General features: G+C 62.9%; 10 protein-coding genes. 3 read left to right on the forward strand and 7 right to left on the reverse strand.

The genetic code is table 11. The features are described 5' to 3' along the window. Positions 1-41: 41 nt before the first annotated feature. Positions 42-734, reverse strand: coding sequence for a Hint domain-containing protein (locus CLV89_RS16765; protein WP_106164823.1), 693 nt, complete (start codon positions 732-734; stop codon positions 42-44). A gap of 127 nt (positions 735-861) precedes the next feature. Beyond that, complete coding sequence (locus tag CLV89_RS16770; RefSeq protein ID WP_106164824.1) at positions 862-1,527, reverse strand: sulfotransferase family 2 domain-containing protein; 666 nt, start codon at positions 1,525-1,527, stop codon at positions 862-864. A gap of 164 nt (positions 1,528-1,691) precedes the next feature. Between CLV89_RS16770 and CLV89_RS16775 the strand changes: the two genes are divergently transcribed. Continuing rightward, complete coding sequence (locus tag CLV89_RS16775; protein WP_106164825.1) at positions 1,692-3,320, forward strand: AMP-binding protein; 1,629 nt, start codon at positions 1,692-1,694, stop codon at positions 3,318-3,320. Positions 3,321-3,434: 114 nt separating this feature from the next. Then, positions 3,435-4,445 (forward strand): hypothetical protein, encoded by a 1,011-nt coding sequence (locus CLV89_RS16780; RefSeq protein ID WP_106164826.1) that lies wholly within the window; start codon positions 3,435-3,437, stop codon positions 4,443-4,445. A 130-nt stretch (positions 4,446-4,575) separates the two neighbouring features. Here CLV89_RS16780 and CLV89_RS16785 read toward each other — a convergent pair whose 3' ends face one another. From CLV89_RS16785 to CLV89_RS16805, 5 genes are all read right to left on the reverse strand, one after another. Continuing rightward, positions 4,576-5,814, reverse strand: coding sequence for an SPOR domain-containing protein (locus CLV89_RS16785; RefSeq protein ID WP_106164861.1), 1,239 nt, complete (start codon positions 5,812-5,814; stop codon positions 4,576-4,578). 183 nt (positions 5,815-5,997) lie between these two features. Beyond that, positions 5,998-6,630, reverse strand: a complete 633-nt coding sequence (gene upp / locus CLV89_RS16790) for a uracil phosphoribosyltransferase (RefSeq protein ID WP_106164827.1) — start codon at positions 6,628-6,630, stop codon at positions 5,998-6,000. 86 nt (positions 6,631-6,716) lie between these two features. Further along, the gene (locus CLV89_RS16795; RefSeq protein WP_106164862.1) at positions 6,717-7,928 is read right to left on the reverse strand and encodes a phosphopentomutase; all 1,212 of its coding nucleotides are present in this window, start codon (positions 7,926-7,928) and stop codon (positions 6,717-6,719) included. Then, entirely contained in the window at positions 7,928-9,232 is a 1,305-nt protein-coding gene (locus tag CLV89_RS16800; RefSeq protein WP_106164828.1) for a thymidine phosphorylase, read from the reverse strand. The genes CLV89_RS16795 and CLV89_RS16800 overlap by 1 nt, the downstream gene beginning before the upstream one ends. A gap of 4 nt (positions 9,233-9,236) precedes the next feature. Beyond that, positions 9,237-9,656, reverse strand: a complete 420-nt coding sequence (locus CLV89_RS16805; protein ID WP_106164829.1) for a cytidine deaminase — start codon at positions 9,654-9,656, stop codon at positions 9,237-9,239. A 310-nt stretch (positions 9,657-9,966) separates the two neighbouring features. Here CLV89_RS16805 and CLV89_RS16810 point away from each other — a divergent pair, with 310 nt between their 5' ends. Further along, a complete protein-coding gene (locus tag CLV89_RS16810) occupies positions 9,967-12,246 on the forward strand; it encodes an NADP-dependent malic enzyme (RefSeq protein WP_106164830.1) in 2,280 nt (759 codons plus the stop codon). Positions 12,247-12,346: the final 100 nt, after the last annotated feature.

Below are 12,346 nucleotides of genomic sequence, written 5' to 3' on the forward strand. Positions count from 1 at the left end.
GGTCATTCTTTCAGGAGGGCGTCTGTGAGAGAGTGTGGAGATCAGGCGAAAGCGGCGTATTGCGGCTCTCCGGTGCCGCCGTTTCCGGCCATTGCGCCGGGGGTCCAGAAGCTGTCCTCGGTGATCATGTCGATGACCAGTTCACGCGCCTCAGTGGCGGAGAGAATGCTGTAGAGCTCATCGGCCTGTTTCGTCACGCAGTAGTGCATCAGGTCATGCTGTGCCGGGCAGAAGGCCAGTACGCCCGCTTCGATGTAGACCACCTCGTCCTCATCAAAGCTCAGCACCACGGTTTCCATGGTCACCTGCTGCGGGGCGCGGGTGATGCCGCGATATCCTTCGAGAGCGCAAGCCGGAACAACTGCAAACGGATCACCAAGCGCATCTTCGAGCAAGTCATGTTCAATCACAACGCCCTGCTCCGGCTTGACCCAAAGGGGGTTGCGGTTGCCCAGTGCGTCACGGGGGATGTAGACCGGCGCCATTTCCTGAGCGGAGGCGGTGTCGCCCAGAACCAGCGTGCGACGTTCAATGGATTTGATCGGGCGCATGCCGTGATCAAAGGTCAGGACTTCGTCACCTGCGGTGAGCGCGTCAACCGGGCGCCAACCCGCTGCCGTGGCAACCATGGTACCGGCCAGAAAACCTGCATGCCCGGTCGCCACCATCGGATATTCAGTGGTGAACGCTTCTGCCATCGGGGAGGCATTCCGTTTTGCAAACCAATCCAGCATGTTCCTGTCCTTTCGACTTCTAAGTTGCTTCGGTCCTCTGGGGCTCGAAGCTCCAATCGCCGTTCCGTGAATTCGTTATAGCAAACCGGTCGGGCCTGGGCGCGGTCTCTTAGGGAGCCGCTCTCACTCAAAGGGATAGGGTGTAATCGTTAAAAGAGTATTCAAATCGTTCGATTTCGGTAGCGCAGCACGTCCTTACGGCAGAAACGGCCGGTGAATCATAGTAAACACGCCAGTCGCGGTCTCGGTGCGACTCATTGATAACGGGCAAATCGAGCGCGAATCCCAAATGGTCGAACAATGGCTGCGCGTCGGACGAGAAATGTTCGAGACGAATATAGAGGCTGCAATGCTCCCGCCCATCAGATTGGCGCATATACGCAGGCGCGGGCTGGGCGGACAGTGCGCGCATCACCAAGGGATCAGTCACAAAGTCCGAAAACACGCGCGTCCTGGCCAGCGGCACCATCGGGTGGTCAAAGCTCTGCGCTTGTAACCAGTGATAGAGGCTCACCATCCGGTCCCAGGGATTGCGTACCAGCGTGAAGGCAAACATTTGTCGCAACTCTTCGGCGCTGGCCAATCCTTCGATGTCAGACAGGGTGGAATGCTTCCACAACCGCCCTCGCGTGGTGCTTCCCTGCAGGCGGCGCCGACGCTTTATCGCCTTGGGCGTGTCACCCAGCATCTCATCCCCGGCCATGGCGCGATCCTCCAGCGCCAGCGCCAATGCGGTGCCACCGGTCTTGGGAATATGGATAAAGACGTAGCTGCGGCCGCGCGAAAGGATCATGCGCAGAGGCTAACTCATTCAGCCTGCTTAGGAAACACGAGGGTTCGGCGCTCTTGATCGAGATTTTCTCCCTCGATGCATTCGATCTCTTTCAATTTCGACATCTCCAGCGCAATATTCCGCCTCAAGGGGAAAAACTCCGGCACGACAGAGGAGGAGGACACATGGGTTGGCTGGCGGATGAAACGGGTCTGGAGCGGACGGCGGCAAACTATGTGCCACTGACGCCCTTGTCGCACCTGCAGCGCGCGGCGCATGTTTTTGCGCAGGACACGGCTGTGATCTATGGTGGGGTTCGACATAGCTACAGCGCGTATTACGACAGATGCACCCGACTGGCCGCAGCGTTGGCTGGCATGGGGGTGAAGCCGGGCGATGTGGTCGCGACATTGCTGCCCAACATCCCGGCGCAAGCAGAGGCGCATTTCGGCGTGCCCGCCTGCGGTGCGGTTCTGAACACCATAAACATCCGGCTCGATGTGGACACGGTCGCCTATATCTTTGACCACGGTGGCGCAAAGGTGGCTCTGGTCGACAGCGAGGTTCTGGCGCTCGCAGAGGCAGCCAAGGCGCAGATGGAGGGAGACGGCCCGATCCTGATCGAAGTGCCCGATGCCGAAGCGCGGATCAGCGCCAGCGGACGCCATGTGACCTATGAAGATCTGCTGGCAGAGGCCCCGCCTGCGTTCGACTGGATCATGCCCGAAGACGAGTGGGAGAGCCTTGCCCTCAATTACACCTCCGGCACCACCGGGCGGCCCAAAGGCGTCGTCTGTCACCACCGCGGCGCCTATCTGATGACCATGGGCACGGTGATCTCGTGGCGGCTGCAGATGCGGCCCGTCTATCTGACCATCGTGCCGCTGTTTCACTGCAACGGTTGGAATCACACCTGGATGATGCCGGTGCTGGGCGGCACGGTGGTCTGCTGCCGCAATATCACGGCGGCTGCGATCTATGACGCCATCGCCGATGAGGGCGTCAGCCATTTTGGTGGCGCGCCCATTGTTCTGAACATGCTCGTCAATGCCAAACCGCAGGACCGGCGCGCCTTTGATCATACGGTGGAGGTCTTCACCGCAGGCGCGCCCCCAGCTCCCGCCACCCTGACAAAAATAGAGGCGCTCGGCTTTCACGTCACGCAGGTCTACGGGCTGACCGAAACCTATGGTCATGTCACCGAATGCCTGTGGAAAGGGGCGGAGTGGAACATGCTCGACACCACAGGGCGCGCCGCCGTCAAGGCACGACAGGGTGTTGCCTTTCCGATGATGGAGGAGGTGACGGTTCTTGACGACAGCCTTGCACAGGTTGCCAAGGACGGAACGGCGCAGGGTGAAATCGTGATGCGCGGCAACTCGGTCATGAAAGGATATCTGAAGAACCCGGAGGCCACCGCAGAGGCCTTTGCCGGGGGGTATTTCCACTCGGGCGACATCGCGGTCCAACATCCCGATGGCTATATTCAGATCGCCGACCGCGCCAAGGACATCATCATCTCTGGGGGCGAAAATATCTCTTCGGTCGAGATCGAGGGCGTCCTGATGGCGCATCCGGATGTGAACCTGGCCGCCGTGGTCGCCAAGCCGGACGAGAAATGGGGCGAGGTTCCCTGCGCCTTTGTGGAATTGAAGGATGGCGCGACGGTGGATGAGGCCGGATTGATCGACTTTGTGCGACGCACGCTTGCGGGGTTCAAGGCCCCCAAGGCGGTGATTTTCGAAGAGCTGCCCAAGACCTCCACCGGCAAGATCCAGAAGTTCGAACTGCGCAAGCGCTTCAAGACCTTCTGACATCAGGGAAAAAAGATCCACAAGCCGGGGGTTTCGGTGGCAAAGCGGTTTGCTGCCGACATCCCTTGCATGCTAAAACAACCATAGAACAACAGGAGCAGGCATACCCGGTTCATGACGGTACTCCGTGAATTTCAGCGGCTTGAGGCGGTCGGAATCTGGCGCCCGTCGCCAGAAGACCAGCGACGTGATGTGATCGTCTCGCTCGGGAACGCCACGCTCACCATCACCGACATGCGGGACCGCCCGCTGGCGCATTGGTCTCTGGCTGCGGTGGAACGGGCCAATCCCGGTGAATTTCCAGCGCTCTACCATCCCGATGGCGATCCCGGCGAAACGCTTGAGTTGGCCGAGGATGAAAGCACCATGCGCGAGGCCATCGAAACCGTGCAAAATGCAATCAGCCGCGCCCGCCCTCGCCCCGGTCGGCTGCGCGTCTTTGGTGGCATCGGCGTGGTGGCCTGTGCGTTGGCCCTTTTGGCTTTTGGCCTGCCTCAGACCATGCGGACACAGACGCTGGCCGCAGTGTCCGAGGTCCACCGAAAGGCAATTGGTCAGGCACTTTTGGGGCGGATCGAACGGGTCTCCGGCCAAGCCTGCTCCACCCCCGAAGCCGATCCGATCCTGAAGAAACTCGCGGAACGCACCGGTGTACGCCGGGTTGCCGTACTGCGTTCCGGCATTGCAGAAAGTCTGACCCTGCCGGGGGGAATCGTGTTGATGCACCGATCCTATTTCGAGGACTACGAGGATCCTGCCGTCGCAGCAGGCGCTGTTCTGGTTGAACATGTGCGCGCCGATGAACGCGATCCAATGGCAGATATTCTTGATATTGGCGGCATCGGCGCCACCTTCCGCCTGCTGACCACCGGCGAAATCAGGCGCGATACGCTGGATCGTTATTCCGAAACCATGCTGTCCTCACCACGCCCAGATGTGGAGAGCGAAGCCCTTCTGGCCGAATTTGCCCGCGCTGCGATCCCCTCCACGCCCTATGCCTATGCCCGTGATGTCACCGGCGAAAGCACCGTCAGCCTGATCGAGGCAGACCCGATGGCGGGACGTGAACTGGCGCCGGTTCTGAATGATCGCGACTGGGTGCAGCTGCAGAATATCTGCGGCTGATCCAGCGGACTAAGCAGGCCCTCTGCACCTACGCGAACAAAAGAGACCGGGTAAATTGAAAAGGCCGGGCAATCGCCCGGCCTCTCATCTCACTCTCGGTCCCTCATCTCACCGTCACACGACCAAACAGCTACTTGCTGAGCCGTGCACCGCTGAACCCGGCGGCCCGGATGCGCTGCAGCGCTTGTTCGGCGCCGGCAGTGAATGGGCCAGACAGCACCACCTTGAGCGTCTGCCCATTGCGCGTCACAGAGCCCAGCCGCATCTTCAGTCCAGTTGCCGCCGCAAGGTCACGCGCCACCGCGCGGGCCTGCGCCGGATCCGCCAGCGTCGCGGCGCGAATGTACCGTGGCGCCGCTTGGACCGAAGATGTGTCGGGCAGCACCGCGTCAGGCGCAGAGCGCGTGGACAACCGCGTCACCACAGCCCCACCGCGACGCGGCGGCACGATCCCGTATTTCGCCTTCGCATCCCACAGCACGAATGGGGTCTTGTTCAGCGCCCGTTCGACCGGGCGGCGCGGCAGGCTGTCGCTCCAGACCTGCGCCATCTGTGCATCACCTTGCGGCGTGCGCACGCCACGCAGGCGGTTCATGCGATTGTCGGCCCGGTCCGCAGGTGCGTAGCCTTCAGGGACAACCGCACGATCACTCAAGACCGTTGGTCGGATGGTCTGTTCCGCACGATGAATATTCAGGCGATCATCTTCCCAGGCCACGCGATAGCCCTCGGGCACCTGCAGATCCTCGCTCTTGCGCCGCTCCAGGTAAACATGCACGGGCAGAATGCGGGTATTGGGCGTGATCTGAGCCAAGGGGTTATCGGACGTGCGCACGCGCGCAGCGGCAACCGGTACCGTTGTCGGCGCAACCGGGGCCGGAGCTGCAGCGACCGGCTGCGGCGCGCGTCGCACAGGACGCGCTGGAGCAAGAGTGGCCTCTGCCTGACCGGCTGAGGTCATCTCGGGTGTGCGTTGGGGTTTGACAGCGGCAACCGGGGGATTACGGACCGGTGTCGGGGTGGCCGTGCGGACCGGCGCGGCCGCGCGGCTCTCCGCTTCGGGTGCAAGTGTGATGATGTCCGGCTGCGGCCCTGCAGGTTTCTGGCTCGACGTGCCCGCGACCTTGGTCGGCTCCGCCCCGCAGAGCTGCTGACGTGCCCGGTTTACCCGCGGGATCCAGGCAATATTGCCGTCGACTCCGGCGCGAATGAAGATACAGCCCCGGCTGTCGACATATTGCCGCCCCTGATAGCTTGCCGGGGGGAACTCCGCAGGCTCGGCGGTGCGTGACGAAATTTGCGCTTCGACACCGCCTGTAAACCCACCTGCCAAGATGATGGACACTGCCGTAACTATAGTGATTTTCATGGCCCCACCCCACAACATATGGGCCCAAGATGACTGAGTTTCCGGTGTGAGTAAAGGTAATGCCCGCAACAATATCGGGTGTTTCGGCCAATCGTCGCCAGATTGTCGCCGCTCAGCCCAACGTGAGGGGCGAAACGGCTCTTTGCATGATGTGACAGCATTGCTGCCGGGCGATGTGCAGGTTTACTTGGTGCCGAACATGCGGTCGCCAGCGTCGCCGAGACCGGGCATGATATAGCCCTTTTCATTCAAGCCACGATCCAGCGATGCTGTGATGATTTTGACATCCGGATGCGCCTCTTTCATGCGCGCCACCCCTTCGGGCGAGGCCAGCAGGCACAGGAAACGGATATTGTTGGCACCTGCCTCCTTCAGCAGGTCGATCGCCGCCACCGAGGAGTTGCCGGTCGCCAGCATCGGATCCACCGCAATCACCATCCGGTCGGAGATCTGCTGCGGCACCTTGAAGTAGTATTGCACCGGCTGCATCGTCTCTTCATCGCGGTACATGCCGACAAAGCCGACACGCGCCGACGGCACCAGCTCCAGCACACCGTCTAGCATGCCGTTGCCTGCGCGCAGGATCGACACCAGTGCCAGCTTCTTGCCCGCGAGGATCGGTGCTTCCATATCCTCCATCGGGGTTTCAATGGTGGTGGTGGTCAGCGGCAGCTCGCGGGTGACCTCATAGGCCAGGAGCTGGGTCAACTCGCGCAAGAGCTGGCGGAATTCCGAGGTGGACGTGGCCTTGTCACGCATGATCGTCAGCTTGTGCTGCACCAGCGGGTGGTCAACAACTGTCAGGTGGTCACTCATCAGGCACACTCCATTTTGCTTTTCGCTGTCTTAAAACAGCGTGATTGTGAACAAAAGCGCTTTTGCCGCGCATGGCAGCACGGCAGTTACAGAAACGACCGCCCCGGCCCCTGCGCGGCCACGCCGAGATGCGCCGCGACCGAGGCCGCCACATCCGCAAACCGCACCGAACCGATCGAGCCTGCGCCCGCGCCTGCGATCAGCACCGGCACTTGTTCGCGGGTGTGGTCCGTGCCCGGCCAGCTGGGGTCATTGCCGTGATCGGCGGTCAGGACCATCAGATCCCCCGGGCGCAAGCCTTTGATGACGCGCGCGATCTCACCGTCGAACCACTCCAGCGCGCGGGCATAACCGGAGATGTCGCGGCGATGGCCATAAAGGCTGTCGAATTCGACAAAATTGGCAAATGTCAGGCTGCCGTCCTCGGCGCTCCGCACCGCTTCTGCCAGATGCCCCATCAGCTCGGCATCCGCGCCTTTCTTCAGCGTATCAATGCCTTGCATGGAGAAGATGTCACCGATCTTGCCGATCCCATGCACACGTCCGCCGCTCTGCTGCACCCAATCGGTGAGGATCGGCGCAGGCGGAATGATGGCATAGTCACGTCGGTTTGTGGTGCGGGTGAACCCCTCTTCCGGGCTGCCTACGAAGGGGCGTGCAATCACCCGCCCCACTTTCATCGCATGCAGATACGGCGCCACATCACTGCAAAGCGCCAACAACCGGTCGAGGCCAAAGCTCTCCTCATGCGCGGCGATCTGGAACACGCTGTCGGCGGAGGTGTAGCAGATGGGCAGACCGCTCCGCATATGCTCCGCGCCCAGCTCGCCGATGATGGTAGTGCCGGAGGCATGACAATTGCCGAGAATACCCTCGGTGCCCGCCGCCTGCGCTACGTGAGCCACCAGTGCGGCATCAAACGCATCGCCCTGGTCCGGAAAATAGGTCCAGTCCCAGGGCACCGGCAGCCCGGCCAATTCCCAATGCCCCGAAGGCGTATCCTTGCCCGCACTCACCTCCGAGGCCGCGCCCCAGAGCCCCTGCGGCGCAGCGTCCAACCCCGGCACCGGCTGCGATGACGCCAGCCGCACCGCCGCCCCCAGCCCCAGCGCATCCAGCGTCGGCAGGCGCAACGGCCCGCTGCGGCCCTCCTCGGCCCGTCCTTCGGCGCAGGCTTGGGCAATATGGGCCAGCGTATTGGCGCCGAGGTCCGGCAGGTCCTTATTGAAATAACTCGACGCATCCGGCGCGCCGCCGATCCCCACGGAGTCCATTACCACCAGAAAAGCACGCGCCATCATGTGATCCTTTCATGCACCAGCGGCGGCAACTCGGGGGCAGCGGGCGCTATGCTCACCGCCGCCCGCAAGGCCGACGTCGCCTCTTCCGCGGCGTCCATGTGGGCGGCATGCACCCGCGCGATCACATCGCCTCGGGTCAGGTTTGCCCCCAGCGGCACAAGATCAGAAATCCCCACCGCCGGGTCCACCCTGTCGCTCTCCACCATGCGCCCGCCGCCCAGCCGCACCACCGCAAGGCCAAGCGCCTCGCCGTTGATTGCGGCAACATGGCCGGCACTCTCGGCTGTCACCTCAAGGATCACCGGCGCTTTGGGCAGGATCGTCTCCCAGCTCTCGGCAAAGCCCATCGGCCCGCCCTGTGCCGCAACCATGCGGGCAAAGCGGTCCGCAGCCCGGCCATCCGCCAGAACGGCTGCAATCTCCGCCTCGCCATCTGCAATACTCTCCGCCAGCCCCGCCTGAACCAGCAGCCCGCCGCCCAAGGCCACTGTGATGTCGAGGATTGGCCCTGCCGCCTGCCCCGTCAGCGCCCGCATCACCTCAGCGACTTCCAACGCATTGCCCAATGCGGGCACCAGCGGCTGGTTCATATCAGTGATCAGCGCCTGTGTCGGGCAGCCGGCGGCATTGGCCGTCTCCACCAGCGAAGTTGCCAGCGCGCAAGCCTCCTCCAACGTTTTCATAAACGCGCCGGAGCCGATCTTCACGTCCAGCACCAGGGCCTGCGGGCTGGCCGCCAGTTTCTTCGACAGAATCGAGGCGGTGATCAGGTCGAGGCTTTCGACCGTCGCGGTCACATCCCGCACCGCGTAAAGCCGCTTGTCCGCCGGTGCGATCCGCGCAGTGGCGCCCACGACGGCACAGCCCACGTCGCCCACGATGCTGCTCAGCTGGTCCTGCGACACCTGCGTGCTAAGGCCGGGAATGGCCTCCAGCTTGTCCAGCGTGCCGCCGGTATGGCCCAGCCCGCGCCCGGAGATCATCGGCACATAGGCGCCGCATTCCGCCAGCGCCGGCGCCAGCAGCAGCGAGACACAATCGCCCACGCCGCCAGTGGAATGCTTGTCCACCACCGGCCCCGGCAGATCCCAGGTCAGCACGTCGCCGCTGTCCCGCATCGCCAGCGTCAGGGCGCTACGCGCTGCAGGCGGCAAGCCGTTGAGACAGACCGCCATGGCAAAGGCACCGGCCTGCGCATCAGAGACCTCGCCACCAGCCAGCCCTTGGGCAAACCACGTCAGGTCCTCGGCGGACGGCACCTGCTTTTGTCGCAACTTCGCAATGACCGCACGCGCATCCATGATGTCAGCTCCGCTCCATGTGGCCCGCGTCAAAGGCACCGGGCAGAAGATCGCCGATAGTGGTCTTCATCTCGACCCCATCCGTGGTTGCCAGGGTCACGGAGACATCCGCCGCCCCGAATTCCTTCAGCTTCTGACGGCAGCCACCACAGGGCGGGACCGGGCTCGGGCAATCTGCAATCACGTAGACCTCCGCCAGTTCGGTCTCACCAGAAGCGACCATTGCGGCAATGGCGCCCGCTTCCGCGCAGGTGCCCTCGGGATAGGCGACATTCTCGACATTGCAGCCGACATAAACGCTGCCGGAGGCCGCCCGGATGGCCGCGCCCACCTTGAAGTTGGAATAGGGCGCATGGGCGTTTTCACGCACGGCGGCGGCCGGAGCGCGCAGCGACGGGCCGGAGGGTGCATCAGATGCGGGCATGGGGGTACTCCATCCTGAGCCCCCGGCGCGGCATCCGCATGGGATCCAAAGCCGGTTGGGCCGTAGTGTTCCTGTTCACCGCCAGTCTTTGCCGGTTTTGATCGGATGGTCAAACGCGATCTCTGCGCCTGATGTGCGATCCACCCGGTTCTGCGGTTTGCTGAGGCCTGCCGTCCTGCGGCTTGTCTGGTGCGATGTGATGATGTCAGATGTGCATATTCCGCCGAGAGGAGATCGTACGACAAAACGCGGTTCCCCTCGATGAAAAAATAGTTTAACGCTAAACTATCACCATCAGGAGCGCTTATTCATGCCCGACAAGACATCGGAATCCCTGCGCGACGCGGCCCTTCGTTACCACGAGTTCCCGCGCCCCGGTAAACTGGAAATCCGCGCCACAAAGCCGCTGGCCACCGGCAATGACCTCGCCCGCGCCTATTCGCCCGGCGTCGCCGAAGCCTGCCTCGAGATCAAGGAAGACGAGGTCAACGCCGCGCGCTTCACCGCCCGTGGCAATTTGGTTGCGGTGGTCTCCAATGGCTCCGCCGTGCTCGGCCTCGGCAATATCGGCGCGCTGGCCTCCAAGCCGGTGATGGAAGGCAAGGCGGTCCTGTTCAAGAACTTCGCCAATATCGACTGCTTCGATATCGAGGTGAACGAGAACGATCCGGAAAAGCTGGCCGATATCGTCTGCGCGCTGGAGCCGACCTTTGGTGCCATCAACCTTGAAGACATCAAGGCGCCGGATTGTTTCATCGTCGAAAAGCTCTGCCGTGAGCGGATGAACATCCCGGTCTTTCACGACGACCAGCATGGCACCGCCATCGTCGTCGGCGCTGCGGCCACCAACGCGCTGCACGTGGCGAACAAGGCCTTCGAGGACATCAAGATTGTCTCCACCGGCGGTGGTGCGGCGGGGATTGCCTGCCTCAACATGTTGCTGAAACTGGGGGTGAAGCGCGAGAACATCTGGCTCTGCGACATCCACGGTCTGGTCTACGAGGGCCGCGAAGAGGACATGAACCCGCATAAGGCCGCCTTTGCGCAGGCCTCGGACAAGCGCAGCCTGGACGAGGTGATCGACGGCGCGGATCTGTTCCTCGGCCTCTCCGGCCCCAATGTGCTGAAGCCCGAGATGGTCGCCAAGATGGCGCGCCGTCCGATCATCTTTGCGCTGGCCAACCCGACGCCGGAAATCATGCCCGACGCGGCACGCAAGGTGGCCCCGGACGCGATCATCGCCACCGGGCGCAGCGATTTTCCCAATCAGGTCAACAACGTCCTGTGTTTCCCGTTCATCTTCCGCGGCGCGCTCGATGTCGGCGCGACGGAGATCAACGACGAAATGCAGATCGCCTGCGTCGACGGCATCGCAGAGTTGGCGCGCACCACCACCTCGGCCGAGGCCGCTGCCGCCTATAAGGGCGAACAGCTGACGTTCGGCGCCGACTACCTGATCCCGAAACCCTTCGACCCACGCCTGGTGGCTGTGGTTTCCTCTGCCGTGGCCAGCGCGGCCATGAAGAGCGGCGTGGCGAAACGTCCGATAGACGACCTCGGGGCCTATCGCGCCAAGCTGAACCAGAGCGTGTTCAAATCCGCCCTCCTGATGAAGCCGGTGTTCGAGGCCGCCCGCGCCGCGGCCCGTCGCATCGTCTTTGCCGAGGGCGAGGATGAACGGGTGCTGCGTGCGGCTCAGGAAATCCTGCGTGAAACCACCGAGACCCCGATCCTGATCGGTCGTCCCGAGGTGATCGAGAGCCGCGCCGAACGGCTGGGCCTGTCGATCCGCCCCGGTCAGGACGTGCAGATCGTGAACCCGGAAAACGACCCGCGCTACCGCGACTACTGGTCGAGCTATCACCGCATCATGGAGCGCCAGGGGGTCACGCCGGATCTCGCGAAGGCGATCCTGCGCACCAACACCACCGCCATCGGTGCCATCATGGTACATCGCGGCGAAGCGGACAGCCTGATCTGCGGCACCTTCGGCGAGTATCGCTGGCACCTGAACTACGTGCAACAGATCCTCGGCGGCGGCACCTATGCCCCCCATGGTGCGCTGTCGATGATGATCCTCGAAGATGGGCCCCTGTTCATCGCGGACACGCAGGTGCGCATTGAACCCACCCCGGAAGAAATTGCCGAGACCGTGATCGGCGCCGCCCGCCATGTGCGCCGCTTTGGCCTGACACCGCAGATTGCGCTGTGTTCACAAAGCCAGTTCGGCAACATTCCATGCGATACCGGAGCGCGTCTGCGCGCCGCACTGGAAATCCTCGACGACAAGCGCCGCGACTTTGTCTACGAGGGCGAGATGAACATCGACACCGCGCTCGACCCGGAGCTTCGCGAACGGATCTTCCCCAACTCCCGCCTTGAGGGAGCCGCGAATGTACTGGTCTTTGCCCATGCGGATGCCGCATCCGGCGTGCGCAACATCCTGAAGATGCGCTCCGGCGGGCTGGAGGTCGGTCCGATCCTGATGGGCATGGGTAACCGCGCTCATATCGTGTCGCCTTCGATCACCGCGCGCGGATTGCTGAACATGGCTGCCATCGCAGGCACGCCCGTAGCCCACTACGGCTGACGCCCAGCGCGCAAAGCAGACAGCAAAGGCGGGCCGCAATCTGCGCCCGCCTTTGTCCGGATTGGGGGTCGTCGGATTCCAGCCCCTGAGGCAGGCATAG

Source organism: Tritonibacter scottomollicae, assembly GCF_003003215.1.
GTDB classification, from domain to species: domain Bacteria; phylum Pseudomonadota; class Alphaproteobacteria; order Rhodobacterales; family Rhodobacteraceae; genus Epibacterium; species Epibacterium scottomollicae.